At 63.8% G+C, this 26,392-nt stretch carries 26 protein-coding genes; 23 read left to right on the top strand and 3 right to left on the bottom strand.

Annotated features, from left to right (window positions below; genetic code table 11):
• Nucleotides 1–156: 156 nt before the first annotated feature.
• The 4 genes from ABXH26_RS14125 to ABXH26_RS14140 all read left to right on the top strand — a co-directional run bounded on the left by ABXH26_RS14125 (nucleotide 157) and on the right by ABXH26_RS14140 (nucleotide 4,770).
• Nucleotides 157–1,275 carry an ADP-ribosylglycohydrolase family protein gene (locus tag ABXH26_RS14125; protein ID WP_491850100.1) on the top strand — a complete coding sequence of 373 codons (1,119 nt, stop codon included), beginning with the start codon at nucleotides 157–159 and terminating at the stop codon, nucleotides 1,273–1,275.
• 376 nt (nucleotides 1,276–1,651) lie between these two features.
• Nucleotides 1,652–3,520 carry a serine/threonine-protein kinase gene (locus ABXH26_RS14130; RefSeq protein WP_353567731.1) on the top strand — a complete coding sequence of 623 codons (1,869 nt, stop codon included), beginning with the start codon at nucleotides 1,652–1,654 and terminating at the stop codon, nucleotides 3,518–3,520.
• On the top strand, nucleotides 3,517–4,197 hold the full coding sequence (locus ABXH26_RS14135) for an RNA polymerase sigma factor (protein WP_353567732.1): 681 nt from the start codon (nucleotides 3,517–3,519) through the stop codon (nucleotides 4,195–4,197). Before ABXH26_RS14130 ends, ABXH26_RS14135 begins: the two co-directional genes overlap by 4 nt.
• Nucleotides 4,198–4,266: 69 nt before the next feature.
• Nucleotides 4,267–4,770: a PH domain-containing protein gene (locus ABXH26_RS14140; protein WP_353567733.1), complete on the top strand. Its 504-nt coding sequence runs from the start codon at nucleotides 4,267–4,269 to the stop codon at nucleotides 4,768–4,770.
• On the opposite strand, the gene ABXH26_RS14145 is transcribed toward ABXH26_RS14140, so the two are convergent.
• From ABXH26_RS14145 to ABXH26_RS14155, 3 genes are read right to left on the bottom strand one after another with little or no spacing between them, the layout of a single operon-like run.
• Entirely contained in the window at nucleotides 4,763–5,626 is an 864-nt protein-coding gene (locus ABXH26_RS14145; RefSeq protein WP_353567734.1) for a DUF3472 domain-containing protein, read from the bottom strand. The genes ABXH26_RS14140 and ABXH26_RS14145 overlap by 8 nt on opposite strands.
• A 33-nt stretch (nucleotides 5,627–5,659) precedes the next feature.
• Complete coding sequence (locus tag ABXH26_RS14150) at nucleotides 5,660–5,977, bottom strand: hypothetical protein (RefSeq protein WP_353567735.1); 318 nt, start codon at nucleotides 5,975–5,977, stop codon at nucleotides 5,660–5,662.
• A gap of 58 nt (nucleotides 5,978–6,035) precedes the next feature.
• Nucleotides 6,036–6,872 carry an NAD(P)-dependent oxidoreductase gene (locus tag ABXH26_RS14155; protein WP_353567736.1) on the bottom strand — a complete coding sequence of 279 codons (837 nt, stop codon included), beginning with the start codon at nucleotides 6,870–6,872 and terminating at the stop codon, nucleotides 6,036–6,038.
• Nucleotides 6,873–7,033: 161 nt separating this feature from the next.
• Here ABXH26_RS14155 and ABXH26_RS14160 point away from each other — a divergent pair, with 161 nt between their 5' ends.
• The 19 genes from ABXH26_RS14160 (at nucleotide 7,034) to rfbG (ending at nucleotide 26,347) form a co-directional block, all read left to right on the top strand.
• Nucleotides 7,034–7,540: a GbsR/MarR family transcriptional regulator gene (locus ABXH26_RS14160; protein WP_353567737.1), complete on the top strand. Its 507-nt coding sequence runs from the start codon at nucleotides 7,034–7,036 to the stop codon at nucleotides 7,538–7,540.
• A complete protein-coding gene (gene nusG, locus ABXH26_RS14165; protein WP_353567738.1) occupies nucleotides 7,540–8,082 on the top strand; it encodes a transcription termination/antitermination protein NusG in 543 nt (180 codons plus the stop codon). Before ABXH26_RS14160 ends, nusG begins: the two co-directional genes overlap by 1 nt.
• A gap of 275 nt (nucleotides 8,083–8,357) precedes the next feature.
• On the top strand, nucleotides 8,358–9,530 hold the full coding sequence (locus ABXH26_RS14170; RefSeq protein ID WP_353567739.1) for a UDP-galactopyranose/dTDP-fucopyranose mutase family protein: 1,173 nt from the start codon (nucleotides 8,358–8,360) through the stop codon (nucleotides 9,528–9,530).
• A gap of 32 nt (nucleotides 9,531–9,562) precedes the next feature.
• On the top strand, nucleotides 9,563–10,843 hold the full coding sequence (locus ABXH26_RS14175) for a nucleotide sugar dehydrogenase (RefSeq protein ID WP_353567740.1): 1,281 nt from the start codon (nucleotides 9,563–9,565) through the stop codon (nucleotides 10,841–10,843).
• Nucleotides 10,844–10,923: 80 nt separating this feature from the next.
• Nucleotides 10,924–11,862 (top strand): GDP-L-fucose synthase family protein, encoded by a 939-nt coding sequence (locus ABXH26_RS14180; protein WP_353567741.1) that lies wholly within the window; start codon nucleotides 10,924–10,926, stop codon nucleotides 11,860–11,862.
• A gap of 87 nt (nucleotides 11,863–11,949) precedes the next feature.
• Entirely contained in the window at nucleotides 11,950–12,312 is a 363-nt protein-coding gene (locus ABXH26_RS14185; protein ID WP_353567742.1) for a four helix bundle protein, read from the top strand.
• A 49-nt stretch (nucleotides 12,313–12,361) separates the two neighbouring features.
• The gene (gene gmd, locus ABXH26_RS14190; RefSeq protein WP_353567743.1) at nucleotides 12,362–13,477 is read left to right on the top strand and encodes a GDP-mannose 4,6-dehydratase; all 1,116 of its coding nucleotides are present in this window, start codon (nucleotides 12,362–12,364) and stop codon (nucleotides 13,475–13,477) included.
• A gap of 136 nt (nucleotides 13,478–13,613) precedes the next feature.
• The gene (locus ABXH26_RS14195; protein WP_353567744.1) at nucleotides 13,614–13,973 is read left to right on the top strand and encodes a hypothetical protein; all 360 of its coding nucleotides are present in this window, start codon (nucleotides 13,614–13,616) and stop codon (nucleotides 13,971–13,973) included.
• 26 nt (nucleotides 13,974–13,999) lie between these two features.
• Entirely contained in the window at nucleotides 14,000–14,761 is a 762-nt protein-coding gene (locus ABXH26_RS14200) for a WecB/TagA/CpsF family glycosyltransferase (protein ID WP_353567745.1), read from the top strand.
• A 121-nt stretch (nucleotides 14,762–14,882) separates the two neighbouring features.
• Entirely contained in the window at nucleotides 14,883–15,467 is a 585-nt protein-coding gene (gene cysC, locus ABXH26_RS14205) for an adenylyl-sulfate kinase (RefSeq protein ID WP_353567746.1), read from the top strand.
• Between the two features lie 128 nt (nucleotides 15,468–15,595).
• A complete protein-coding gene (gene cysD, locus ABXH26_RS14210; protein ID WP_353567802.1) occupies nucleotides 15,596–16,501 on the top strand; it encodes a sulfate adenylyltransferase subunit CysD in 906 nt (301 codons plus the stop codon).
• 70 nt (nucleotides 16,502–16,571) lie between these two features.
• Entirely contained in the window at nucleotides 16,572–16,946 is a 375-nt protein-coding gene (locus ABXH26_RS14215) for a four helix bundle protein (protein WP_353567747.1), read from the top strand.
• 152 nt (nucleotides 16,947–17,098) lie between these two features.
• Nucleotides 17,099–18,343 carry a sulfate adenylyltransferase subunit CysN gene (gene cysN / locus ABXH26_RS14220; protein ID WP_353567748.1) on the top strand — a complete coding sequence of 415 codons (1,245 nt, stop codon included), beginning with the start codon at nucleotides 17,099–17,101 and terminating at the stop codon, nucleotides 18,341–18,343.
• Between the two features lie 1,159 nt (nucleotides 18,344–19,502).
• A complete protein-coding gene (locus ABXH26_RS14225; protein WP_353567749.1) occupies nucleotides 19,503–20,258 on the top strand; it encodes a class I SAM-dependent methyltransferase in 756 nt (251 codons plus the stop codon).
• Nucleotides 20,259–20,403: 145 nt separating this feature from the next.
• Complete coding sequence (locus ABXH26_RS14230; protein WP_353567750.1) at nucleotides 20,404–22,386, top strand: acyltransferase family protein; 1,983 nt, start codon at nucleotides 20,404–20,406, stop codon at nucleotides 22,384–22,386.
• A 59-nt stretch (nucleotides 22,387–22,445) separates the two neighbouring features.
• Nucleotides 22,446–23,585, top strand: a complete 1,140-nt coding sequence (locus tag ABXH26_RS14235; protein WP_353567751.1) for a glycosyltransferase family 4 protein — start codon at nucleotides 22,446–22,448, stop codon at nucleotides 23,583–23,585.
• A 71-nt stretch (nucleotides 23,586–23,656) separates the two neighbouring features.
• Complete coding sequence (locus ABXH26_RS14240) at nucleotides 23,657–24,394, top strand: class I SAM-dependent methyltransferase (RefSeq protein WP_353567752.1); 738 nt, start codon at nucleotides 23,657–23,659, stop codon at nucleotides 24,392–24,394.
• A 61-nt stretch (nucleotides 24,395–24,455) separates the two neighbouring features.
• Nucleotides 24,456–25,223 (top strand): glucose-1-phosphate cytidylyltransferase, encoded by a 768-nt coding sequence (gene rfbF / locus ABXH26_RS14245; protein WP_353567803.1) that lies wholly within the window; start codon nucleotides 24,456–24,458, stop codon nucleotides 25,221–25,223.
• Entirely contained in the window at nucleotides 25,208–26,347 is a 1,140-nt protein-coding gene (rfbG, locus tag ABXH26_RS14250) for a CDP-glucose 4,6-dehydratase (protein WP_353567753.1), read from the top strand. The genes rfbF and rfbG overlap by 16 nt, the downstream gene beginning before the upstream one ends.
• Nucleotides 26,348–26,392: the final 45 nt, after the last annotated feature.

Below are 26,392 nucleotides of genomic sequence, written 5' to 3' on the forward strand. Positions count from 1 at the left end.
GGGAGTGGGGGCTCACCCGACTCTCCCGTTGCGGAAACCGCCAAAATACCCCGCCAAATTTTTGCATGGGTTTTTCTGGCGGCTGATCCTTCGGCTGAGTCGTCCTCGCCCTCGCCGCGAATTTGACCCCGCCCCGGTTCTGCGGTCAGGTCGGTGATGGATCCTGCTCTGAAAGATCGCGCCGCCGGGTGTGTCATGGGTGCGCTCGTCGGCGACGCCCTCGGCCTCGGACCGCATTGGTACTACGACCTCGAGGAAATGCGGCGGGACTTCGGACCGTGGATCGATGGCTACACGACTCCCAAGGAAGGTCGCTATCACTCCGGAATGTCCGCCGGCGACCTGTCGCAGACCGGCCTGATCATCCGCATGCTGCTGGAATCGACCGTGACCTGCGATGGGTATGATGGCCTGGATTTCCGCGAGCGGCTTGATCGCGAGCTGCTCCCGAAGCTCGACGGCCAAGCCGAAAGCGGCCCCGGAGGTTTCACGAACCACTCGTTTCGGCAACTGTGGCAGGCGAGGGTGCATGAAGGCCGGCCATGGGATGAGGTCGGGGGAAACGCCGACACCTCGGAGGCGGCCGAGCGCTGCTGCGTCATCGCGGCCCGCCATGCGGTCGATCCCGCCGCCGTGGCTTGGCATTCGTTCGACTGCACGCGCCTGGCGCAGACGGATTCCCTCATCGTGCAGCAGAGTGTGGGATTCTCGCTGGTGCTGGCAGCTCTGGTTCGCGGTGAGCCTTTCGATGAGGAACTTTCCGGCAAGCTCATGGATCAGGTCGGGGATGGCACGGTGCGCTTCACGGCGGAGAGTTCGGTGATGGAGGACGAAGGCGCGGGACCGTCGCTTGGGTTCGCGTCTCCCGACGCGCTGCTGCTCCCCTCCTGGATGGCGCGGACGGCGCATGACCCGGACTTGCTCATCGAGCCGGCATGGAAGATCTCCATCGTCCACGGAATGTCCTGTGCGCTGCCGTATGTACTACCCGCGGCGTATTACCTGGCGGCCCGTTTTCCGGACGATTTCGAGAACGCCGTGCTCCACGCCATCAATGGCGGCGGGCAGAACATGAGCCGGGCGTGTCTGACGGGAGCTTTGGTGGGGGCGCAGACCGGGCTGTCGGGCATCCCGCGGAGGTTCATCGACGGGCTCAAGGACGGAGCCAGCCTGGAACAAGGGTGCCTGCGGCTTGCGGACCTGGCTGTCGCGGATCCTCGACCCCCGCGCCAAGGCCCGGACCGCTGGCCGGCGGCTGTGGGCCCGCTTCCCTGACGGCTTCCGGCGTGGTGGGCGGAGCGAATGGGTTTTTCCAGGTGACGAATCGCTGGAAACAAAAAGGACGCATGATTTCCCCCGAAACCAGCGTCTCTTTTTTTGATTCGTCCGAGGCGGTCAATTTCTTGTCCGTCGCAGGTGGTCAGCCCCCCAGCCGAGCACACCCGCGGGCCTTGCGGCGAATCGGTGTTATGTGGTCGGAGAAGTGGGTCGGAACCTGCCTCTCGTCATTTCCCTCTATCGCGGCCGGTGGAGCCCGATTTCAAAAAAGGGGAGAAAACTTCCGCCCGCATTTCCCGGCCGCCGGTGGTGGCGCTCGCAAGACCCGGCGAGTTCTCCGTAACCTCGCGCCACGCAATCCTCAGGAAACGGTGTGAGCACGAAAACCTGTCCCCTCTGCCGGTCGTCGATCCCCGCCGACGCGCCGGGCGGGCTTTGTCCCGCCTGCGTCTTGCGGGATGCCGGCGAGCCGCCCGCCCGGCCTGCGCCGTCGTTGGAGGAAATCGCGGCCGCATTTCCGCAGCTGGAAGTCCTCGGGCTGATCGGCGTCGGCGGGATGGGCTTCGTTTACAAGGTCCGCCAGCCGAGTCTCGACCGCACGGTGGCGCTGAAGGTCCTCTGCCCGGACCTCGGCCGCGACCCGGCCTTCGCCGAGCGCTTCGCCCGCGAGGCGCGCACGCTCGGCAAGCTGCAACACCCGAACATCGTCACCATTTTCGAGCACGGCGAGAGCGGCGGCTTCTTCTATCTGCTGATGGAATACGTGGACGGCGTGAACCTGCGCCAGGCGATGCGCGCGGGCCGCTTCACGCCGGAGCAGGCGCTGGCGATCGTGCCGGGGATTTGCGATGCGCTGCAGGCGGCGCACGCGCAGGGGATCTGGCACCGCGATATCAAGCCGGAGAACATCCTGCTCGATCGCGATGGACGGGTGAAGATCGTCGATTTCGGCATCGCGCGGCTGGTCGGCGATCCGCAGCGGGACTTCACGCTCACCTTCACCGGCAGCCAGCTCGGCAGTGCGGCCTACATGGCACCGGAGCAGGTGGAAAAGCCGCACACGGTCGATCACCGGGCGGACATCTACAGCCTCGGCGTGGTGATCTACGAGATGCTCACCGGCGAGCTGCCGCTGGGCCGATTCCCGCTGCCGAGCCAGCGTGCCGAGGTCAACGCACGGATCGACGAGATCGTGCTGCGGACTTTGGAAAAGGAGAGGGAGCTCAGGCAGCAGAGCGCGACGGAGGTGAGGACCCAGTTCGAGGGCGCGGGGGACATCGTGCCTCCTCCTCCGACAAAGCCGCGGGGGAAGTCCGGGGCGAAAGGAGTGCTCATCGGGTGTTCGGTAGCGCTGGTCCTCGGGTTGCTGGTGCTGCTGGTGCCGGCGGTGCTGTTTTTCAGCTACCGAGCAAGTGTCTCTGACCAGGAGAAGCAGCTCGAGGCGGAGCATGCTTCGGAGGTGGCGGAAATGAAGGCTCGGGACCTTGAGCGGATGAAGCTCGCCGAGGCGGCGGAGGTCGCCGAAGCCTCGGAAACGGATACCCCGGAGAAGGCGGTCGAGGATGCTCTGCGGGCAGCGAAATCCGGCGACTCGGAGGCTCTTCGCCAGCGCCTCTCGCGGGAGCTTTTGGAGAAGATCGACAAGGACGGGAACGGGCCGGGCGTGCTGCGGTTTTTCAGCCGTCTGGTTTTCGAGCGGACGCGGTGGGTCGATGGGCCCTGGGCGAAGGTTGATCTTTCCCTGCCGCAGGCCGATGGCGGCGAGATACGGATCGATCTGGACCTCGAAAAGCAGCAGGAAACGTGGAGATTCCTGCCGGAGAATCGCCATCGAAACAATCACGAGCTATTCTGGCTGATGGCCGAGAGCGGAGAGGACGGGGAAGAAAAGGTGGTGAAGTTGAAGGGCGCGATGGGCTCGGAGGTCATCCGGAATGGAGGTTATCATGCGCTCCAGGTCCACATCGCCGGGCATCCGATCCTCATGGTCGTCGGCAGGGAAATTCATCGAGTCGAGCTCACCGGCAGCGCTGACCGTGTCGAAGGCAGCTTCAACTCACGGAACATCAGGGTGAGCGACGTGAACCGGGCCACGATCGACCAAGCCGACTACGATCTGGCTCAGGGCCGTGTATTTCTCCAGCGTGACGATGGCACCTTCCGCCAGGTGGCGGCGAGGCCGGAGCGGATTCTTTCGGGAGATGAGCTGAAGGAGTTCATCAATGAATTGTCCCCCGAATGACGGCGTCCCAGTTTCATCCCACCCAATGGACCCTGGTCCTCCGCGCCCGTGGATCCGACGAACCGGGGCGGGCGGCGCTCTCCGAACTCTGCGCGGCGTACTACGAGCCGGTGGTGGCGTTCCTGCGGCGGGGCGGGAAAGGGGAGGATGAGGCCCGCGAGATGGCGCACGCGTTTTTCGAAAGCCTCTTGGCGGGCGGGATCGGCGCGCCGGAGCCGGGGCGGGGGAGGTTCCGCAGCTACCTGCTGGGCGCGCTGAAGCATTTCCAAGTCAGCCGGCATCGCGCGGAGGTGGCGGAAAAACGGGGCGGCGGCGCCGAGCATGTGTCGCTGACGGCGGCAGGGTTGCCGGGCCGGGCGGACGACGGCCGGGCCTTCGATCGCGACTGGGCGCTGGCCTTGATCGGCCGGGCGCTGGCCTCGCTGGAGGCCGAGGAGGCGGACCGGGCCGGACGTTTCGCCGCGCTGCGGCCGTGGCTGGACGGCGCGGCCGAGGGCTCGCAGGCGGAATTGGCCGATCGGCTGGGCATGAGTGGAACGGCGGTGAAGGTGGCGATCCATCGGCTGCGCCAGCGTTTCCGGGAAAAAGTCCGCCGCGAGGTGGCGGCGACCGTTTCCGGGCCGGAGGAGGTGGACGAGGAGCTGCGCCACCTGGTCGGCATCCTGTCGATGGGTTGAGCGCCGCGTTCCAACCGCTGCCCGATTCTCCACTGGCGGACGCCGGCGGGACCCGGCATGGTGCCGGGCATGACTGAGGAAATCCTGTGGAAAGGCCGTCCGTCGCAGTGGCTGAATCTCGGCAAGTATCTGGCGGGCCTGATCGGGGTGGCCGGGATCGCGGTGGCGGGGATGTTCAGCTTTCCCCTGATCTGGGCGGCGGCGGTGCTGCCGTTGGCGTGGATGGTGTGGGTCTGCCTGCAGACCCGCTGCCGGGTCTACGAGCTGACCACCGAGCGGTTGCGGCTCTACGATGGCGTGTTCAACCAGACGATCGACGAGGTGGAGCTCTACCGGGTGAAGGACACGACCATGGAGCGGCCGTTCTGGTTCCGGATGTTCGGGCTTTCGAACCTCCATCTCGACACCTCGGACCGGTCCCACCCGCAGGTGACGATCAAGGCGGTGCCGGACGGCATCGACCTGCGGGAAACCCTGCGCAAGCAGGTGGAATACTGGCGCGACCGCAAGCGCGTGCGCGAGGTGGACTTCGACGAAGGCGGCGAGCTGGAGGGCGGCGACCTGCTCACCTGACGGGCCCGGGGTCTGCCGGCATGGCCATCGCGGGCGCGGCCCGCGGGGGCTGCGGACGGTGCAGCGGCTGCCCCAGGGGCACGTGCTCGTTGGCGGTGGCGCCCCCGGTTTGGAGAAAGAATCCGTTTTCCGCCGGGCCGGCATCGATGGTTGCCGCAGGCGTCGCGTCGGCGGTGAAGCGGGCCTCGATCATCGGCTGCCACGAGCCACCGGCCTCGCGCACCCAGCCGTCGGTGAAGCTCGCCCGGCGGATCTGCCGGGCGGACTCGTGGTTGCGGCGGAAGTCCTCGATGAAGGAGTAGAGGCCGGTCAGGGTGCCGCGCGTCGCGGTCCGGACCGAGGTCATGAGCTGCCATTTTCTACGGGAAGCATCGTAGAAGTAGCCGGTGAAGGTGGTGAGCCCGCCATCGGCTGCGGCGTGAACGGCGAAGCGGACGGGCTTTTCGAGGCTCCAGCCGTAGTCGAAAAAGCTCTGGCTGCCGGTCCCTTCGCCGCCGAAGCGTTTTTCCCGCACGCCTTCGCCCACGCGGACGACGCCGGCGCGCCGGGACTCGGCGGTGTCTTCCGGCCGGTCGGTCTTGTTGTCCGGATCGGGCGAGTCCCAGACGGAGAAGAGGATGACCTTTTTTCCGTCGGCCAGCTCCTGCATGCCGAGGTAGCCGCGGCTGAAGCCGAGCGCGCAGAAGTAGGTGCCGGGCGCGCTGCGGGTGGGGGTGACCTCGATGGTGGCCCAGGCGGCGGGCGGGGCGTCGTAGGCGAGGTGGACCGAGCGGCACTGGCGGTCCGCCAGATGGAGGTCCCCGGCCATGGCGGGAACGGCGGGCAGGATCGCGAGCAGGCAGGTGAAAACCTTCATGCGCCGGATACGCGGGCCCCGGCGCGGTCCTTTTCAGGGCCGCAGGTCTTCGGGCGGGGCCGGGTGCCAGGGGTGGAGGTAGGTGTGGTGCCAGTGCCAGTCGGGCGCATAGTAGGCGGAAGCCGCCACGGCAGCGATGTAGCCGACCGGAACGAGGACGACGGACAGGCCGAAGGTCGCCAGCCCGAGCAGCAGCGCGATGAAGATCACCAGCAGGTTGCCACCGATGAGGAAGCCGAATCCGGCGGCGTAGTGGTGCTTGTAGAGGTGGCCGGCACCAGGGACGAGGCTGAGGGCCAGCGCGATCTTGTTGCGGTCGACGGACCGCCAGGCTTGGAGCAGTTCATTCATGGCAGTGGTGGTTTTCGAGCATCGGAAACGATGCCGGACGCCCCCGCCGAATGCAAGATCAGAAAAGCTTCCGCAGGGCGGCGAAGTCCTCGTCGCCGAGGCCTTCCCTCTCCGCCTCGGCGAGGCGCGCGGTGACGGCTTCGAGCAGCGGAAATCCGGCCGCGACCTCCATCCCGGAAGCCAGCCGCATGTCCTTGTGCATGTGTTTCACCGAGAACATCGGCGGGTAGTCGCCGGCGCGCAGGAGCGGTTCCTTGAGGTCGCTGAGGCCGGAGCGGGAGGCGTTCTTCGACAGCGCGTGGAAAAACACGTCGTCCGGGATGCCGGCCCCGCGGGCGATGGCGTGGGCCTCGCTCAGGGCCTGCATCTGGGCGGCGATGTTGAGGTTCATGGAAAGCTTCAGCGCACAGGCCTGGCGGGGGTCGCCGATCCGCATGCGGGTCTCCGAAACGAGGGCCAGCAGGGGATCGAGTTCCGCGCAGAGGGCTTCGTCGCCGCCGAGGTAGAAGACGGTCTTTCCCGCCTCCGCGGCGGGCTTGCTGCCGGTGAAGGGCGCCTCGAGATAGCGCGCGCCGGTGGCGGCGACCTGGCGGCGGAAGCGCTCGCTGCTGGCGGGATCGATGGTGCTCGACTGGATGACGGTCTTGGACGCGTTGAGCGCCGGGAGCAACGCGTCGAGTACGGACTGGACCGCCGCGGGATCGGCGACGACGACCTGCAGGCAATCGGCGGCGAGCGCGACGTCCTCCGGGGTGTCCGTCCATTGGGGAAACTCCGGCCGGGGCGTGCGATTCCAGGCGGCGGTGAGCTTTCCGGCCGCGTGGTAGCGCTCCGCCCAGATGGCGCCGATGATGCCGAGACCGAGGACGCCGACGGTGGGTGAGGTGGTGCTCATGACCGCCGAGCCAAGCAGGCGCCCGGCCGATGCTGAATCAAAAATCCGGGCGCGCTTCGTCGCTCACGGGGCACCTCCGTTTCCGGACAAGCCCGGTTTCAATTGCAGGTGAATGTTCATTTTGAATTGAACTGGCAAACCCGGACCGTTATCGCCAGCCCGTGCCGGAGTTGAAGGAAGACGGGACCAGGGACGCGCTGACGGAGATCGAGCGGCGATCGATCGCGATCTTCGTGGATGGCGTGCGGGTGCTCGGCCTTCCCGGATCGGTGGGGGAAATCTACGGCCTGCTTTTTGTCAGCCGGGAACCCTTGTCGCTCGATGACCTGGTGCAGCGCCTGGGGATCAGCAAGGGCTCCGCGAGCCAGGGCTTGCGGACCTTGAAAAGCCTCGGCGCGGTGCGCGAGCTGGAGGTGGTGGGCGTGCGTCGGACCTATTTCGAGGCCGCGGCCGAGCTGAAACCGCTGGTCGGCGGGTTCATCCGCGAGCAGGTGCGCCCGCATCTGGAGAGTGGGGAAACCAAGGTCATGGCCTTGCAGGAGGCGGTGAATCGGGAGACGGACCCGGCGGTGCGCGGGTTTTTCGACGAGAGGGTCGAGCGGCTGGAGAATTGGATGCGGCGCGGGCGCATGGTGCTGCCGATCCTGCAGAAATTCCTGGGGCAGTGATGGACGAGGAACCGAAATGGTACTGCGTGCGGACCGCCCCGAAGCGCGAGCACCTGGCGGCGGGACACCTCCGCGAACTGGAGGGCGTGGAGGTTTTTTGTCCGCGGCTGCGCTACAAGAAAGCGACGCGTCGCGGCAGGGTCTGGTGGGTGGAAGCCATGTTCCCCGGCTACATCCTGGCCAGGTTCGACATCGTCGAAATGCGGCGCATGGTCGAGTACTCGCAAGGCGTCACCGGACTGGTGAAATTCGGCACCGAGGTGCCGGAGGTGCCGGAGTCCTTCGTCGAGCTGTTGCGTCGCGAGGTCCACCACCGCGAGGAGGAGGATGCGCCGGAAGACACGGTGACCCTGGTGCCGCAGATCGACGATGGCGACGAAGTCGAGTTGGCGAACGGGCCGCTGAGCGGCTTCGAGGGCCGCGTGGTGCAGGTGCTGCCGGGACGCGACCGGGTGAAGGTGCTGCTCGAATTCCTGGGCCACGAGCAGGTCGTCGATGTCGATCTTTTCTCGCTGCTGCTGCCGAAGCGCCCGAGCCTGTGACTCGGTCCGAGGGCACCGGCAAAGCCGCGTCCCCGCCGGCTGACAGGATGTCACCGGTTTCTGTTCATTTTGAATTGAACAATTGGCTGGTTCCGCCATGCATCGAGGCGTCCCACGGGTGCGATGGCGTCGCGGGACTCTGAACAGAACCGACGTTTTCCCCGCCCGATGGTTTTGTCCGCGTTTCGGACAAGCGACCAAGGGCGGCAGCGTGCCGGACCGGCACCGGGAGGCGGTTGCTGCCTTTCCGATCCCGCCGTGATCCGGATCCCGACATGCCCGAGCCGACCGCCATCGACTTCCTCATCGTCGGCGCGGGCTTTGCCGGGCTGGTGGCGGCGGAGCGCCTGAGCCGGGCCGGCTTCCGCTGCGTGGTCGTCGACCGCCGCGGGCACATCGCGGGAAATGCCTACGATGCCATCGATGACGCGGGCGTGCTGGTCCACCCCTACGGCCCCCACTATTTTCGTACGAACTCGCCGCGGATCGTCGATTACCTGTCGCAGTTCACCGGCTGGCACCCGGTCGATTACCGGGTGAAAAGCTTCACCCGCGGCCGCTACTGGAGTTTCCCGATCAACCTCGCGACCTTCGAGCAGCTGATCGGGCGCGAGGCCACCAGCGCCGAGTTCGAGGCCTGGCTGGCCGAGCACCGCGAGCCGGTGGAAACGCCGGCCAATTCCGAGGAAGTCATCGTTTCGCAGGTCGGCCGCGAGCTCTACGAGCTGTTCTTCGAGGGCTACACCATCAAGCAGTGGAACCGCCACCCGCGCGACCTCGACGCTTCGGTCTGCGGGCGCCTGCCGATCCGCACGGACCGCGACGACCGCTACCTCAAGGAAAGCTTCCAGGCGCTGCCGGCCGAGGGCTACACCCGGATGTTCGAGCGGATGATCGCCGCCTCGCCCGGCCTCGAAGTGGAGTTGGGCACGGATTTCCGCGAAGCGGGCGGGCGCTGGCAGTGGCGGCACCTCGTGTTCACCGGGCCCATCGATGAGTACTATGGCCGTCGTTTCGGCGCGCTGCCCTACCGGACGCTGCGCTTCGAACACGAGAGCTTCACGGCGGATGAGCTCGCCGCGCGGCGTGGGATTTCCGGCAAGGACGGTCACTGGCAGCCGGAAATGCAGGTCAACTACCCGGATCCCGAGGTGCCCTTCACCCGCATCGTGGAAATCAAGCACGCCACCGGGCAGGACATCGACGCCAGCACCATCGTCCGCGAATACCCGAAGGACTGGACGCCGGACGACGAACCCTACTATCCCGTCCCCGCCCCCGATGCCGCCGCGGCCTACGCGCGCTATGCCGAGCTGGCCGCCACGGAGGAAAACGTGAGCTTCATCGGCCGCCTCGGCACCTACCGCTATTACAACATGGACCAGGTGACCGCGATGGCTTTGAAGGAGGCGGAAAAACTCACCGCGCGATACGCGAGCGAACTTTGAGCGAAACGGAATCCAAACTCAGTCCCGACCATGTGATCGGGGTCGTCGGCCTCGGCTACGTTGGCCTCCCGCTGCTGCTTGCCTACGCCCGCGCGGGCTTCCGGGCGATCGGTTTCGATATCGATCCCGCCAAGCCCGAGGCGCTGGCCGCCGGGCGCACCTACATCAAGCACATCCCCGACGCCCAGGTCGCCGAGGCCAGGGCCGGCGGCCAGCTCGAGGCCACCACCGATTTCTCCCGCGCCGCGGAGTGCGATGCCCTGATCCTCTGCGTGCCCACGCCGCTCGACGAGCACTTCGAGCCCGACCTCAGCTACGTGGTCGCGACCATCGAGTCGCTGGCACCCCATTTCCGGAAAGGTCAGACCGTCAGCCTGGAAAGCACCACCTACCCCGGCACCACCGACGAGGAACTGGTGACCCGCGTGCAGGCGGCCGGCTTCGAGGTCGGCACGGACCTCCACGTCGTGTATTCCCCCGAGCGCGAGGATCCGGGAAATCCCGACTTCGCCGCCACCAACATCCCCAAAGTCGTCGGGGGCGTCACGCCGGCCTGCCTCGAGGCCGGCGTCGCGCTCTACGGCGCGGTCTTCGATCAGGTGGTGCCCGTCAGCTCCTGCAAGGTCGCGGAGCTGACCAAGCTGCTGGAGAACATCTACCGCGCGGTGAACATCGGCCTCGTCAACGAGCTCAAGATCGCCGCCGACCGGATGGGCATCGACATCTGGGAGGTGATCCGCGCCGCCTCCACCAAGCCCTTCGGATTCAAAGCCTTCTACCCCGGTCCCGGCCTCGGCGGGCACTGCATCCCGATCGATCCTTTCTACCTCACGTGGAAAGCGCGGGAGTTCGGCGTCCATACCCGCTTCATCGAGCTGGCCGGCGAGATCAACCGCGGCATGCCGGACTACGTCATCCATCGTACCATGGAGGCGCTCAACTCCCGCGGCAAGGCGGTGAAGGGCAGCCGAATTCTCCTGCTCGGCCTGGCCTACAAGGCGGATGTCGATGACATGCGTGAGTCGCCCACCTTCGCCCTGCTCGATGGCTTCAAGCGCCTCGGCGCGGAAGTCGCGTTTCACGATCCCCACGTGCCGGTCGTCGGTCCGACCCGCGAGCACATGGACTGGGCCGGCACCCAGTCGCTCGATTGGTCCGAGGAGAACCTCCGCGCCCAGGACTGCATCGTCATTTCCACCCACCATCAGGCCTTCGATCTGCTTCAGCTCGCCGCCGCCGCGGACCTGATCGTCGATACCCGCAACGCCATGGCGGGGGTCGCCACGAGGTCCGGCCAAGTGGTGAAAGCGTAGGGCGCAAAGCATGGAGCGCGGAGCAAGACCCGCGCTTCTTCGTCTTTCCCTCCGCTCCCTGTTCCAAGCTCTTTGCTCTTATGAAAAAAATCTTCATCGCCGGACACCGCGGCATGGTCGGATCCGCCCTCGTGCGCGAGGCCGGGCGGCTTGGTTCCTACGAAGTCCTGACCGCCGGGCGCGATCGCGTGGACCTCTGTGACCAGGCGAGCACCTTCGCCTTTCTGGCGGAGGAAAAGCCGGACATCGTGGTCATCGCTGCGGCCAAGGTCGGCGGCATCCACGCCAACTCGACCTATCCGGCCGACTTCATCTACGAAAACCTCGCCATCGCCGCCAACTGCATCGAAGGCTGCCGGCAGGCCGGGGTCGGGCGCGTCCTGTTCCTCGGCTCATCCTGCATCTACCCCAAGCACGCGCCGCAGCCGATGCCCGAGAGCTGCCTGCTGACCAGCCCGCTGGAAGTCACCAACGAGGCCTACGCCATCGCCAAGATCGCCGGCCTGAAGATGTGCCAGCATTACCGCGCCCAGCACGGCCTGATGTATCACTCGGCGATGCCGACCAATCTCTACGGCCCCGGCGACAACTACCACGCCGAGAATTCCCACGTGATCCCCGCGCTGATCCGCCGCTTCCATGAAGCCAAGGAAGCCGGTGCCGAAGAAGTCACCATCTGGGGCACCGGCACGCCGCGCCGTGAATTCCTTCATACCGACGATCTCGCCAAGGCCTGCTTCCATCTCATCGGCCTGGAGGACCCGCCGGACTGGGTCAATGTCGGCTTCGGCGACGACGTCACGATTTTCGACCTCGCCTCGCTGGTGGCGAAAACGGTCGGCTTCGAGGGTGAAATCAAGACCGATCCCTCCAAGCCCGATGGCACTCCGCGCAAGCTGATGGACAACACCCTGATCCGCGAAACCGGCTGGTCGCCCGCGGTAAGCCTCGAGGCTGGCCTCGCGGATGCTTACCAGGATTTCCTCTCCTCCCTCGAAGCCGGCGCCGCGAGGTTGTGAGCGCCTGCCGGGCGTCAAAGGTCTGAAAGTCTAAAAGCCCGAGATGACCCGCCGACCCCATGGTTCACCCATTCAGACTCGAAAATCATGACCGCTCAGAGATTTGAAGACCTCCGCATCTGGCAGAATTCCCGCGTTCAAGCGAATGCTGTCTACGATGTCTTTGGGCCCGAATCCTGTGCTTCCCGGGATTTCGGATTCAAGGATCAGATCCAGCGGGCCGGCGTCTCCGTGATGAACAACATCGCCGAGGGTTTTGAACGGCGGAGCGATCAGGATTTCGCACGTTTTCTCGATATCGCCAAGGGCTCGAACGGAGAGGTCCGCAGCATGCTCTATCTTGCCGAGGACCGTGGCTACCTTTCTCCAGCAGCAGCTGGATCGCTTCGCCTGCGTAGCGAGAACCTCAGCAAGGGCATTGAATCACTGGCCAAGCATCTCCGGGGCTGACCTTCGACCTTCGACCTTCCGACATCAAATTTCTCCTCTCTCTGCTAACATGAAAAAAGCGCTCATCACCGGCATCACCGGTCAGGACGGTTCCTATCTCGCCGAGTTTCTCCTCGAGAAAGGCTACGAAGTGCATGGCATCAAGCGCCGCGCCTCGCTCTTCAACACCGAACGCGTGGATCACCTTTATGAGGATCCGCATGTCGAGCATGCCCGCTTCAAGCTCCACTACGGCGACCTCACCGATACCTCGAACCTGACCCGCATCCTCAGCGAGGTGCAGCCGGACGAGGTCTACAACCTCGGTGCCCAGTCGCACGTGGCCGTTTCCTTCGAGTCGCCGGAATACACCGCGGACGTCGATGCCATCGGCACGCTGCGCCTGCTGGAGGCCATCCGTTTCCTGGGGCTGGAAAAGAAGACCCGCTTCTATCAGGCCTCCACCTCCGAGCTCTACGGGCTGGTGCAGGAGATTCCGCAGAAGGAAACCACGCCGTTTTATCCCCGCTCTCCGTATGCGGTGGCCAAGATGTATGCCTACTGGATCACGGTGAACTACCGCGAGTCCTATGGCATCTATGCCTGCAACGGGATCCTCTTCAACCACGAGTCCCCGCGCCGCGGCGAGACCTTCGTGACCCGCAAGATCACCCGCGGCATCGCCAACATCGCCCAGGGCCTCGAGCAATGCCTCTACCTCGGTAACATGGATTCGCTGCGCGACTGGGGCCACGCCAAGGACTACGTCCGCATGCAGTGGATGATGCTCCAGCAGGACGCGCCGGAGGATTTCGTGATCGCGACGGGGAAACAGATCTCCGTTCGCGAGTTCGTCCGCATGTCGGCCAAGGAAGCGGGCATCACCGTTGAGTTCAGCGGCGAAGGCGTCGATGAACGGGCCACCGTGACCGCGGTGGAAGGCGACAACGCTCCCGGCGTGACGGTCGGCGACGTGATCGTGCGCGTGGATCCCCGTTATTTCCGCCCGGCGGAGGTGGAAACCCTGCTCGGCGACCCGGCGAAGGCCAAGCAGAAGCTCGGCTGGGTGCCGGAGATCACGGTCGAGGAAATGTGCGCCGAAATGGTGGCCAGCGACCTCGATGTGGCCAAGCGCCACGCCTTGCTCAAAGCCCACGGCCACAAGGTCTCGGTGGCGAAGGAGTGAGAGTTTCCGGCCGCGGTTTCGGTTTCTCCTTCCCGCGGGGATCGCACCGCGGATCGGGCCCGGCGCGGCGTGCCGTGGATCCGTATTGCCGTCGGGGCCGGCGTCCGGCATCCTGCTTGCTTTCAACCACTCCGACATGAGAAGCGGTCCCCAGTTTCATTTCGATGAATACCAGCTGTGGCTGGATGCCCGGGACCTCGCCGTCGAATGCGCGGCGATCGGCCGGCAGCTCGAGCAGCGGGGCTGCCGCTCGATGGCCGCTTGGGCCCGCCGTTTCGGGGCCCGCCCCGCGGCCCTGCTGGCCGAGAGCTTCGAATGCTCCGGCTCCATCGCGCACCGCCGGTGCATCGCCGCGGCGTGGGCGGCCACCCGGGTTCTTTCCGATGCCTTCGCCGGCTCGTTCCAGATCGAGCCCGTCGAAGATCTCGAGTGGGCGGCCGAGCTGGCGGTCCGCATCGAGGCCGGCCTCTCGCGTGTCCTTCGCGGCCGCGCCTGAGACACCGTTCGCGATCCCTTTTTCAAATGAAGACCCTGCCGGTGATCGGACTGCCGCTGGCCTGCACCGACTATGCCGGTGCGGTCGCCTGGATCCTTGAACAGGCGCGGACCGCCCGCTCCGCGGTCGCCGTCGAGGCGGCCAATACCCACGTCGCCGCCCTGGCGCGGCACGATCGGGAGTTCGGCCGCGCCATGGATTGCTTCGACTTGATCGTGCCCGACGGCATGCCGCTGGTCTGGTCGCTCAATGCGGCCCTGCCGGAGGGCGAGCGCCTTCGCGACCGGGTTTACGGCCCGACCTTGATGCTGGAAACCTTCCGCGCTGCCAGCGGCGCGGACGGCTACCGCCACTTCCTGCTCGGCGGGCGCGAATCGACCCTCGACAAGCTCCGCCAGGCATTCGGCGATCGTTTCCCCGGAGCCACCGTCGCTGGCGCCTACTCACCGCCCTTCGGCGAGTGGCCGGCGGACGAGTTCGACCGCATCTGCGAGCGCATTCGCGACTCGGGAGCGAACTTGATCTGGGTCGGCCTCGGCTGCCCCAAGCAGGAGCACTGGATCGCCAGGCACAAGGATGCCCTGCCGCCCGGCGTGTATTTCGGCATCGGGGCCGCCTTCGCCTTCCACGCCGGCGAGGTGGCGCAGGCCCCGCCGGTGCTCCAGCGCTGCGGACTCGAATGGGCCTACCGCATCGCCCGCGAACCCCGGCGCCTCTTCCGTCGCTACCTGGTTCACAATTCGAGGTTCATCTTCTACTCGCTCCTCGATCATGCGAGGGGCGGGTGAAGCAGTGTTTCGGTGTTTCGATGCTACAGTGTTTCGGTCATTCAGTCACACGGCCGCCACTCCCAAAACACCGGCACCCGAAACACCGCCCACGGAAATACCGATCCACCACTTTCCCACCATGCACATCCACCCTCACGCCACGCTGCCACGCCACCACAAGGAATCCCTCCTCGGGCAAAAGGGCGGCGTCCTCTGGCTCTGCGGCCTTTCCGGATCGGGTAAGTCCACCATCGCGGGGGCCCTCGAGCACGTGCTCCACGACCAGGGACGCTTCGTCATCCGGCTCGATGGCGACAACCTCCGCACCGGCCTCAACAGCAACCTCGGCTTCAGCGACGAGGACCGCATGGAGAACATCCGCCGCACCGCCGAGCTCGCCAAGGTCCTCGCCGCCAACGGCGTCATCGTCATCTGCTCGCTGATCACCCCCAAGGGTGCCCTCCGCGACCTCGCCCGCGGCATCCTCGGCGACGACTTCCGCGAGATTTACGTCAAGGCCAGCTACGCCACCTGCCAGCAGCGCGACCCCAAAGGCCTCTATGCCAAGGCCGCCGCAGGCGAAATCCCGGACTTCACCGGCCGCGACAGCGACTTCGAGGAACCTCAGGATCCCGGCCTGGTTCTCGATACCGAGCAGCTCTCCGTCGAGGATTCCGTGTTCGAAATCCTCGAGTGGGTCCGCACCACCGGAGTCATCTCCTGACCCGGATCCGCCCTCGGCCACCCCGTTCTCGCAGGAGAATACCTTAGCAACTTACTCAGCAAGCTAAGTTATTCTTGTCGGCCGTCCGGATTCGGCCTTTCCTGCCCGCCTTCTCCGACGTCATCGCCATGCCCAACTACCAGCTTTCCCACCTCGACCAGCTTGAAGCCGAGGCGATCTTCATCCTCCGCGAGACCGCGGCCCAGTTCCAGAACCCGGGTCTGTTGTTCTCCGCCGGCAAGGATTCGATCGTGATGGCCTGGATCGCCCGCAAGGCTTTCCACCCCTCGCGGCTGCCGTTTCCGCTGGTCCACGTGGATACCGGCCACAATTTCCCCGAGACCATCGCCTACCGCGACGAGTTCGCGGAGAAAATGAACGCCCGGCTGGTGATCGGGTCCGTGCAGGAGTCCATCGACAAGGGCCGCGTGACCGAGGAAAAAGGGCCCGACGCCTCGCGCAACCGGCTGCAAACCACGACGCTTCTGGACACCATCGAGGAGCACCAGTTCGACGCCGTTCTGGGCGGCGGCCGCCGCGACGAGGAGAAGGCCCGCGCGAAGGAGCGCTTCTTTTCCCACCGCGACGACTTCGGCCAGTGGGACCCGAAGAACCAGCGCCCCGAGCTGTGGAACCTGTTCAACGGCCGGATGCAGCAAGGGGAGCACTTCCGCGTGTTCCCGCTGTCCAATTTCACCGAGATGGACATCTGGATGTACATGAAGCGGGAAAACATCGTCCTCCCCAGCCTCTACTACGCCCACGAGCGGGACACCGTCACCCGCAACGGCACCATCCTCGCCGTCAGCGAGTTCGTGCAGCCGCGCGAGGGCGAAAAGGTCGAGCGCAAGATGATCCGCTTCCGCACCATGGGGGATGCCACCATCACCGGTGCCGTCGAGTCCGACGCCGACACGATGGACAAGATCATCGAGGAAGTCGCCGCCGCCCGCCAGACCGAGCGCGGCAACCGCGCCGACGACAAACGCTCCGAGACCTCGATGGAAGACCGGAAGAAGGAAGGGTACTTCTGAGTCGCTGCGCTCCGTGCTTCGGGGCTTCGGTGGACGGTGTTTCGGTTAAGAACCAAAACGTTTCATAATCATGGCGATGGTCAATTCTTGGCGGGAGCTGGAGGTCTATCAGGCGGCCTTCTCTTTGCAGCAGGACATCTTCGCGGCCACGAAGAGCTGGCCTCGCGAGGAGACCTACTCGCTGATCGATCAGATCCGCCGCTCCTCCCGCTCTGTTGGAGCCTGCATCTCTGAAGCCTGGGCCAAACGCCGCTATCCCGCTCATTTTCTCTCCAAGCTCACCGACTCCGACGGCGAACTTCAGGAAACCCTCCACTGGCTCGATTCCGCCCGCGCCTGCGACTATCTCGATCCTGAAACTGCCGCGGCATTCATCAGCCGCGCAGAAAAAATCGGTCGCCAGCTCGGCAGCATGATGAACAACCACAAAGCCTTCTGTTTCTGACGGTCCGCGCCGAAAACCGAAATACCATTTCCTGGGTTTCCGTACTTCGGAAGCCGGTGCTTCAGATCAAGAAGTCCGCACTCGAAATCGAAACACCGGCTCCCGAAACACCGAAGCACTGCCCGCCTCCTCAGAATACTCACGCACCACTCATGGATTTATTACGCTTCACCACCGCCGGCAGCGTCGACGACGGCAAATCCACCCTCATCGGCCGCTTGCTTTACGACTCCAAGTCGATCTTCGAGGACCAGCTCGAAGCCGTCGAGGAAAGCTCCCGCCGCCGCGGCGATGAGCACGTCAACCTGGCGTTGCTTACCGACGGCCTCAAGGCCGAGCGCGAGCAGGGCATCACCATCGACGTCGCCTACCGCTACTTCGCCACGCCGAAGCGGAAATTTATCATCGCCGACACCCCGGGGCACATCCAGTACACCCGCAACATGGTGACCGGCGCCTCGACCGCCAACCTGGCCATCATTTTGGTCGACGCGCGCAAGGGCGTCATCGAGCAGACCAAGCGCCACAGCTTCATTGCCAACCTGCTGCGCATCCAGCACGTCGTCCTGGCCATCAACAAGATGGACCTCGTCGACTACTCCCAGGAAATCTACGACCAGATCATCAAGGACTACGAGGCCTTTGCCTCGCGGCTCGACAACATCGTCGACATCACCCCGATCCCGATCTCGGCGCTCAATGGCGACAACGTCGTCGACAAGACCGACAAGATGCCCTGGTACCAGGGGCCGTCGCTCCTTTACCATCTGGAAAACGTCTACGTCGGGGGCGAGGAGAACCACGTCGATGCCCGTTTCCCCGTCCAGTGGGTCATCCGTCCGCAGAGCGACGAGTGGCACGACTTCCGAGGCTTCGCCGGCCGCGTCGCCGGCGGCGTGTTCAAGCCGGGCGATGAAATCGTGGCCCTGCCCAGTGGTTTCAAGTCGACCGTCAAGGCCATCCACACCGCCGATGGGGCCGTGGAAGAGGCCTTCGCGCCGCAGAGCGTGACCATCACGCTGAATGACGAGATCGACATCTCGCGCGGCGACATGATCGTGAAGGCGAACAACCCGCCCAAGGTCGAGCAGGACCTCGAGGCGATGATCTGCTGGTTTTCGAACAAACCGATGGGCCACCGCGCCAAGCTGATCCTCCGCCACACCACCCGCGAGATGCAGGCGGTGGTGAAGGAGGTGAAGTATCACGTCGACATCAACACCCTGCACAAAATCGAGGGCATCGACGGCTTTGCGATGAACGACATCGGCCGCATCAGCCTGCGCACGGCGAGTCCGGTGATCCACGACAGCTACCGCAAGAACCGCCACACCGGCTCCTTCATCCTGATCGACCCCGGGTCGAACGAAACGGTGGCTGCGGGGATGATTCTCTGAAGGAAGGACCGTGGTCGCGAAAAGGAGCGGGTAGCGGGTAGCCAGGAGCGAGGAGCGAGGAGCGAGAACAACACCGCAGGTAGGGACGAGCGCCCTCGCTCGTCCGGCCCATGGTCCGCCCATGCCCAGCCCCATCCCCGCGCGAAGCCTTCCGAGCCTGCAAACCGCATCAAGCCTAACACCCGCGAACCCATGGCGTCTCCCCGCGCCGGACGAGCGAGGGCGCACGTCCCTACCATTCCGTGCCTTCCGCGTATTCCGTGGTTAAATTTCGTCCCTTTCGCCTGTTTCGTTGTTCCCATCACCGCGGGAGCCGGGAGCCGGGAGCTGGGAGCACAGCGGCAAAACCGCATTCAGCGTTTCAGTTTTTGCCTTCGGACCAAGCGCCACGGACGCCGCAGGAAAGAGGAACCACGAAACGGTCGAAGGAGTCGAAATCCGAACAGCCCTTGCAAGGATAAGGGTAGGGACGAGCGCCCTCGCTCGTCCGGTCCATGGTCCGCCCATGCCCAGCCCCATCCCTGCGCGAAGCCCTCCGCGCCCGCAAAACGCATCGAGCTTAACACCCGCGATCCTCTGACGTGTCCCCGGGCCGGACGAGCGAGGGCGCACGTCCCTACCATTCCGTGCCTTCCGCGTATTCCGTGGTTAAATTTCGTCCCTTTCGCCTGTTTCGTTGTTCCCATCACCGCGGGAGCCGGGAGCCGGGAGCCGGGAGCACAGCGGCAAAACCGCATTCAGCGTTTCAGTTTTCAGCGTTTCAGTTTTTGCCTTCGGTCCACGGACCACGGACTTGCCCTCGCTACGCTCACGCCATGCCATTTTGGCTTCGCATGGGAGAGAGGGACGCTATCGCTCCCGCCGCATTCGGACCACGGACCACGGACGTTAATCCCGAGCCGTAGGTTGACAGGTGGTTCGGGGACGCTGGACGAGGCGGGCTCGGCACGTCGGCGGCCACAGGCACGCCGCTCCTTTCGACCACGGGCCACGGACTTGCCCTCGCTACGCTCACGCCATGCCATTTTGGCTTCGCATGGGATAGAGGGACGCTATCGCTCCCGCCGCATTCGGACCACGGACCACGGACCACGGACCACGGACCACGGACCACGGACCACGGACGACGGACGACGGACCAAGCACCAAGCTTCCCACGATGCTGAAAACCCAGCTCCAGACCCTCCTCAAAGGCCTCGCCTATCGCTGCGGCTTCAGCCTTCGGAAGCTGCGTGGCGCCAAGCGATTCGAAGTCACCGGCGATCGTGCCGGGCGGGTTCGCCCGCTGCTCCACCAAGTCGATCCCTATGAGGGATTCGATCCCACCGCGTGGCCGGACGATGCCTCGGGCTGGGGCTCGGATTCCCCGGCGTTCGGGGAACTCATCGCGCAGGTCCGGCCCCGGCGGATCATCGAGGTCGGCACCTGGAAAGGCGGCTCGGCCTTGACGATGGCGGCCGGTCTTGATGAGGCCGGCATCGAAGCGGAAATCATCTGCGTCGATACCTGGCTCGGAGCCTTGGAAATGTGGGAGGATCTCGACGACCCCACCCGTCACGGATCGCTCCATCTCCGCCACGGCTACCCGACCCTCTACTACACCTTCCTCGCCAACATCGTCCGCGCGGGCCACACGGAGACGATCACCCCGTTTCCGGTCCCCTCCATCACCGCGGCCCAGTGGTGCTCCCTCCACGGGATCAAGGCGGACCTCATCTACCTCGACGGCAGCCACGAGGAAGAAGACGTTTATCAGGACCTCGTCGCCTGGTGGGACCTGGTCCGGGAGGGAGGCGTCCTGTTCGGCGATGACTGGAGTTGGGATGGGGTGAGGATGGCGGTGCAGCGTTTTGCCGGCGAGCAGCGCCTTTCGATCACCCATCGCCATGACAAGTGGGAGCTCCGGACCCCGTAGCGGCTGGCCCCTGCCCCGCCGGGAGGAGGGAGGCCCTCCGGTCGTCGGTGGGTCGCTTGATGATGAAAAGAGTTCTCCTTTCCGAATCCGAACCGGCGTTCTCCCCATCCGGTGAGGTCCGGGCAAACGAAAGCGTCTCCCTACGATGACGAACCTGGTTTATCGCAGTGACATTGATGGATTGCGTGCCATCGCCGTGTTGGGGGTGCTCCTTTTCCACGCGGGTTTCGGATGCCCGGGGGGATACACCGGGGTCGATATCTTCTTTGTCATCTCCGGGTTCCTGATCACCTCCCACATCCTGCGGGATCTGGACAAAGGAAGCTTTTCCCTCGTCCTCTTTTGGGAGAAACGGATGCGGCGGATTTTCCCCGCCTTGTTTGTAGTGGTCCTGGCGGTGTTTGCGGGTTCGCTGGTGATTCATCTCCCCAAAGATGCCCGCGATGTGGCGGGCGTCGGATTGTCACTGATGCTGATGGCCTCCAATGTGAGGCTGTGGCTGACCACCAATTATTTCGCCTCCACTGCGGAAGCGAAGCCGCTTCTCCACACCTGGTCGCTTTCGGTCGAAGAGCAGTTCTACCTCTTCATGCCGGTCGTCGTCCTCCTGCTGTTCAGGTTCCGCGGTCGGCGGCTGGTGGCGGCGGCGATGGTGGCCGGCATCGTCCTTAGCCTGGCCGCCTCCGTCATCGCCGTGCGGACAGAGCGCGTTGCCACCTTCTTTCTCCTTCCCACGCGTGCCTGGGAGTTGCTGGCTGGAGCGGTCCTCGCCGTGGTTCCCCGCCCGAAGGAGAGCTTTTGGAGGACGGGCGGAGCGTGGCTGGGGCTGGTCCTCGTTCTCCTGCCGCTGGGGCTCTATGGTCCGAAGACCCTTTTTCCCGGTCTCGCCGCGGTGCCTCCCGTGCTTGGGTCGTCCCTGCTGATATGGAGCGGGGTGAGCTCGGGCGCGGGCCGGTTGAGTGGAGTGGGCCGCATGCTATCGTGGAAACCTCTGGTGGGGATCGGGCTCATCTCCTACTCCTTGTATCTCTGGCACTGGCCCCTGCTTTCGTTCATTCACTATCTGGAAATCTGGGACGAATCGGTGATGCTGCGCGCCGCCGTCCTTGGGTTGTCGTTTCCGCTTGCCTATCTCTCCTATCGCTTCGTTGAAACGCCGTTTCGGCGCAAGGCGGTCTTCAGAAGCCGGCGCTCGGTGTTTGTCGGCGGGGCCACCGCCGTCGCCGCCATTACGGTCTTCTGTGGGTTCGCCCTCCGAAGCGGGGGATTTCCCCGCCGTCTGGACCCTTCGGCACGAGGCTATGCCGCGGGAATGAGCGACTTCAAATACACGCGCAGCAACGAACCCGGCGACGTGCCGGGGAAGCTCCTCAAGTTCGGGCCCGAAACCGAGGACCTGAGCGTGCTCCTGTGGGGCGATAGTCACGCCATGGCCCTCGCGCCAGCGGTCGTTGATGCCTGCGGGGAGTTGAACCTGAGAGGCGCCGCCGCGATGTGCGCCAGCACCCCGCCGGTGCTCGGCTGGATGAATCCCTCGCCTGACTATCGGATGGGCTCCAAGGCCCTGGAATACAATCGCGAAGTGGCGGATTTCGTGAAGGAAACGGTGGAACGGAGAGGGGAACGGAAGACCCACCTCCTCCTCGTGGGATACTGGTCGAACTACGCGACACCGGAGGCCCGCGAGAGCTTCATGCGGGGGTTTGCCGATACGCTTGTCGATCTCCAGCGCGATCATCTGGAGATCCACATTATGCGGCAGGTTCCGGTCTGGAAGAAGCCTGTCGCCAAATGCCTCGCCCTCAACGAGAGGTTCCCCTTCCTGGGACTCAGCCCCCAGGTGGATGAAGATCGCATTGCCAGAACCAACGACTTCGAAACCGAACTATTCCGCCGGGCGAGAGAACGTGGAGCCCGCTTCGATCTCCTCGACCCCAAACCGTTCCTGAAACGGAACGGGGAGTTCCTTTCGGTGGATCAAGGACACGCTTTGTATTTGGATACCCATCACCTTGCGAACTACGGAGCCTTGCGCCTGGATCCCATGATCGAGAGCGCGCTCCGGGACCAGCTCGCGATCCTTCCGGCGGGGATGTCTCCCGATTCCGGCTTGGTCGGGTCGCGTTGAGGGGCTGGCATTTGCCGGTCCGCTTCTCGGTAGCCATATCACCTCCCTGTTTTTGTCCGATGCTGCCCTCTCTGCCTAGCGACGCCGTCCAAGTGGTCATCGCCGGCCAGATGCCCCCGCCGTATGGAGGGCAGAACATCAACATCAAGAGGGTGCACGACATGCTCGCCGCAGAAAAGGGCTTGTGTGTGCGTCATCTCAAGTTCGAGTTCACAAAGTCATGGGAGGGGGTGCGCCGCTTCGAAATCTCGAAAATCATCGAGCTGCTGCGCGTGGTCGGACGGGCCATCAAGCTGCGCATGGAAGGGCCCATCGATATGCTTCTCTATCCCGTGGGCGGCCCGCACACCTCTCCCATCCTCCGGGACCTCGTACTACTCCCGGTCCTGCGATTGTTGTCCCGCCGCGTCGTCCTGCATTTCCGTGCGGCCGGCTTGCGCGAATATCTGGAGCTGGCTTCTCCGGGCTTCCGGCGGCTGATCCGCGGAATCTATCGCCACTGTGGCGGTGAGGCCGTCGTATTGACGACCTATGGAAGACGCGATCCGGCCTCGGTCGGGATTTCCTCGATCCGGGTGATTCCCAATGCTTTCGAAGACCTGGCGGGCGACGACTTTCAACGCACTGCTCCGCCGGGAAAGACCGTGCTGAGCGTCGGACACATCTGCGAAGACAAGGGTACGCCTTCCTTGATCCGTGCTTTCAAAAGCATCGCCGCCCGGGATCCAGAGGCCAGTCTGGTTCTGGTGGGAGAGACCCTCGCACCTTATACCGAGCAGGATCTCAAGAAGGAGATCGCAGGCTGTGGATTGGAGGACCGCGTGATCTGGAAAGGGATTCTTCACGGGGTCGATCTCGAGCAAGCCTACAAGGAGGCCGATCTCTTCGTCTTTTCCTCGGTCGCTCCCTATGAGTCCTTCGGCATGGTCCTCATCGAGGCCATGCAATGGTCGCTTCCTCTGATCGTGACCGATTGGCGGGCCAATGTCTCCGTTTGTGGCGAGGGTTTTGGCGGGGTGATCGCAGGGAATGTGGAGGAAGATCTTGGGGCGGCGTTGCATGAGGCGCTTCAAACCGCGATGGACAGACAGGATTGCTGGTTGGAATGGGGACGACACAATCGCGGGTATTTCAAGGTTCATTACGAGATTTCAACCATGAAGAGAAACTATCTCGATTTGGTGGCGCCTCTGCGATGAGCGTCGATTCCCCAGTATGTTTGAAAAATAAGTAATGTCGCCGCTCCTTTGAAACCATAATCCAGACTAAAATGTCTCTTAATCTTAAAAAGAAAATCAAACATCAACTCAGGATTTTGGTGTCCTTCGGATCCAACGTAAAATGTCCAGTTTGCAACCATACAGCCAGGGAGTTCTGGACATTTGGTTTTCCCGAACGGAAGAACGCACGCTGCCTGCATTGCGACAGCCTTGAACGTCACCGATGGCTCTGGAAATATTGGGAAAAGACTGGCATGGTCGATGACCTCGCAATGAAGGGGAAGCGATTCCTTCATCTTGCTCCTGAGAGATGCTTCGAGGCCAAGCTTCGTTCGATGATGGGCGAGAACTATGTCACAGCGGACTATCTTGAGCCCTGTGTGGATTTGAAACTCGATATTTGTCGGATGGATCTTCCGGACGCTTGCTTTGATGCAGCATATTGCGCCCACGTTCTCGAGCATGTCGATGATGATCGGGCCGCCATGCGTGAATTCCTGCGCATTCTCAAACCTGGCGGGTGGGTGATTTTCACCATTCCGATCACCGCTGATAGAACCTTTGAAGATCCGTCGATCAAGGACCCCAAGAAGAGGCTGGAGCTGTTTGGCCAGGTCGATCATGTGAGGCGCTATGGGATGGATGTGATCTCACGTTTCACCGATGCCGGGTTCGATCTCACCGTCGTGAAGCCAGAGGAAGTCTTTTCACCCGAGGAACTGAAGGCTTACGCAATGGCTGCTGGCGGAGAGCTTTTCATTTGTGAAAAACCCTTGGCTCACGGATGAGCGCGATCGGCACTCTCCCGTTCCCTTTTCACGGGCCAATCGAAACAACCGCTACTACGTGATGAAAGCCGTTATTCTCGCAGGGGGTCTGGGGACCCGATTGTCTGAAGAGACCGCCCTGAAACCCAAGCCGATGGTGGAAATCGGAGGTCGCCCTATTCTGTGGCATATTCTGAAGATCTACAGCTCGCACGGGATCAATGATTTCGTGATTTGTGCCGGCTACAAGGGATATGTGATCAAGGAATATTTTGCCAACTATTTCCTTCATATGTCGGATGTGACCTTCGATATGCGTTCCAACGAAATGGAAGTCCACCACAAGAAGGCCGAGCCTTGGCGGGTGACCATCGTGGATACCGGCGACGAGACGATGACGGGGGGCCGCATCCTCAGGGTGAAGGATTACGTGGGTGATTCGGCATTTTGCTGCACGTATGGTGATGGGGTGGGTGATGTCGACGTCAGCCAGCTGGTGGCCTTTCATCAGCAGTCAGGTTTGAAAGCGACGCTGACCGGAGTTCAGCCTCCCGGAAGGTTCGGTGCCCTTCTTTTGGAAAGCGATCGGGTGACAGCGTTTCAGGAAAAGCCTCAAGGGGATGGCGCTTGGATCAATGGTGGCTTTTTTGTGCTGGAACCATCGGTTTTCGATACGATTGCCGGTGATGCGACGGTCTGGGAACGCGAGCCGCTGGAGACGCTCGCCCGGCAAAGCCAACTCGGTATCTTCCGCCACCGCGGGTTCTGGCGTCCGATGGATACGCTTCGCGACAAAATCGAGTTGGAGACCTTGTGGGATGACGGCAGGGCTCCATGGAAAACGTGGTAAGCTTCGAATCGGGTTCAGTGATGTATTTCAGCGATTTCTATCGAGGGAAGCGGGTCTTTCTCACCGGCCACACCGGGTTCAAGGGCTCGTGGCTGGCCGAGTGGTTGCTTTCGCTCGGAGCCGAAGTGCACGGGTACGCGCTTGATCCCCAACCCCACGAAGTTCTATTCGGGCAGTTGGGGCTTTCCTCCCGCTTGGAAGGAGATACCCGAGGTGATCTGGCCGACCGGGCCGCGCTGTCGGAGGCGATCGAGGCATCCGCGGCAGACGTGGTATTCCACCTCGCAGCCCAACCCTTGGTGCGGCTTTCCTACGACAGGCCGGTGGAGACCTTGGCGGCCAATGTGATGGGCACGGCCCACGTGTTGGAAGCGATCCGGCAGGTGGGGCGCCCCTGCGCCGTGGTGAGCATCACCACGGACAAGTGCTATGAGAATCGCGAGTGGTTGCACGCCTACCGCGAGGATGATGCCATGGGCGGCCACGATCCCTATTCGGCGAGCAAAGGTGCCGCGGAGTTGGTGATCGCTTCGTATCGAAGCTCGTTTTTCCGCCCCGGAGGGCAGGTGAAACTGGCCTCCGCGCGCGCAGGCAACGTGATCGGTGGGGGAGATTGGGCGAAAGACCGGATCGTCCCGGACTGCATTCGCGCGTTGCGTGCTGGCGAGGCCATCCCCGTGCGCAACAAGATCGCCACCCGGCCCTGGCAGCATGTGTTGGAGCCTCTTTCCGGCTATCTCCTTCTTGGAGCGCAGCTCGCCACCAGCGACCGGCCGGAGATGGCGTCCGGGTTTAATTTCGGTCCATCCCTCGTCAGCAACCGCACGGTCGCCGATCTGGTTCAGGAACTTCTTCGCCACACGGGGGGGGAGTGGATCGATGCGTCCGATCCCGCCGCGGTGCATGAAGCCTCGAAGCTGAATCTTGCCACCGACAAAGCCTTCCACCTGCTCCAATGGCAGCCGGTGTGGAACTTCAAGGAAACCTTGGAGAAAACCGCTGAATGGTACCTTCAGGAAGCAGCCGGCGAAGATCCCGCCCAGCTCACCCGAAACCAAATCACCGCCTACCAACAATCCGCCGCTACCAAGTCCCTCCCCTGGGCTTCCGGCCAGCCCCTCTGAGTCCTCCCCTCTCATTCCTTTCTTCAGCGTTTCAGCTTTTCCAAT

This window comes from Haloferula sargassicola, from assembly GCF_040362925.1.
In the GTDB taxonomy this organism is placed as follows: Bacteria; Verrucomicrobiota; Verrucomicrobiia; order Verrucomicrobiales; family Akkermansiaceae; genus Haloferula; species Haloferula sargassicola.

Coding starts and splice junctions, on each gene's coding strand:
- ABXH26_RS14125 (WP_491850100.1), top strand. CDS start 157: ATGGATCCTGCTCTGAAAGATCGCGCCGCCGGGTGTGTCATGGGTGCG.
- ABXH26_RS14135 (WP_353567732.1), top strand. CDS start 3,517: ATGACGGCGTCCCAGTTTCATCCCACCCAATGGACCCTGGTCCTCCGC.
- ABXH26_RS14140 (WP_353567733.1), top strand. CDS start 4,267: ATGACTGAGGAAATCCTGTGGAAAGGCCGTCCGTCGCAGTGGCTGAAT.
- ABXH26_RS14145 (WP_353567734.1), bottom strand. CDS start 5,626: ATGAAGGTTTTCACCTGCCTGCTCGCGATCCTGCCCGCCGTTCCCGCC.
- ABXH26_RS14150 (WP_353567735.1), bottom strand. CDS start 5,977: ATGAATGAACTGCTCCAAGCCTGGCGGTCCGTCGACCGCAACAAGATC.
- ABXH26_RS14155 (WP_353567736.1), bottom strand. CDS start 6,872: ATGAGCACCACCTCACCCACCGTCGGCGTCCTCGGTCTCGGCATCATC.
- nusG (WP_353567738.1), top strand. CDS start 7,540: ATGGACGAGGAACCGAAATGGTACTGCGTGCGGACCGCCCCGAAGCGC.
- ABXH26_RS14170 (WP_353567739.1), top strand. CDS start 8,358: ATGCCCGAGCCGACCGCCATCGACTTCCTCATCGTCGGCGCGGGCTTT.
- ABXH26_RS14180 (WP_353567741.1), top strand. CDS start 10,924: ATGAAAAAAATCTTCATCGCCGGACACCGCGGCATGGTCGGATCCGCC.
- ABXH26_RS14185 (WP_353567742.1), top strand. CDS start 11,950: ATGACCGCTCAGAGATTTGAAGACCTCCGCATCTGGCAGAATTCCCGC.
- gmd (WP_353567743.1), top strand. CDS start 12,362: ATGAAAAAAGCGCTCATCACCGGCATCACCGGTCAGGACGGTTCCTAT.
- ABXH26_RS14195 (WP_353567744.1), top strand. CDS start 13,614: ATGAGAAGCGGTCCCCAGTTTCATTTCGATGAATACCAGCTGTGGCTG.
- ABXH26_RS14200 (WP_353567745.1), top strand. CDS start 14,000: ATGAAGACCCTGCCGGTGATCGGACTGCCGCTGGCCTGCACCGACTAT.
- cysC (WP_353567746.1), top strand. CDS start 14,883: ATGCACATCCACCCTCACGCCACGCTGCCACGCCACCACAAGGAATCC.
- cysD (WP_353567802.1), top strand. CDS start 15,596: ATGCCCAACTACCAGCTTTCCCACCTCGACCAGCTTGAAGCCGAGGCG.
- ABXH26_RS14215 (WP_353567747.1), top strand. CDS start 16,572: ATGGCGATGGTCAATTCTTGGCGGGAGCTGGAGGTCTATCAGGCGGCC.
- cysN (WP_353567748.1), top strand. CDS start 17,099: ATGGATTTATTACGCTTCACCACCGCCGGCAGCGTCGACGACGGCAAA.
- ABXH26_RS14225 (WP_353567749.1), top strand. CDS start 19,503: ATGCTGAAAACCCAGCTCCAGACCCTCCTCAAAGGCCTCGCCTATCGC.
- ABXH26_RS14230 (WP_353567750.1), top strand. CDS start 20,404: ATGACGAACCTGGTTTATCGCAGTGACATTGATGGATTGCGTGCCATC.
- ABXH26_RS14235 (WP_353567751.1), top strand. CDS start 22,446: ATGCTGCCCTCTCTGCCTAGCGACGCCGTCCAAGTGGTCATCGCCGGC.
- ABXH26_RS14240 (WP_353567752.1), top strand. CDS start 23,657: ATGTCTCTTAATCTTAAAAAGAAAATCAAACATCAACTCAGGATTTTG.
- rfbF (WP_353567803.1), top strand. CDS start 24,456: ATGAAAGCCGTTATTCTCGCAGGGGGTCTGGGGACCCGATTGTCTGAA.
- rfbG (WP_353567753.1), top strand. CDS start 25,208: ATGGAAAACGTGGTAAGCTTCGAATCGGGTTCAGTGATGTATTTCAGC.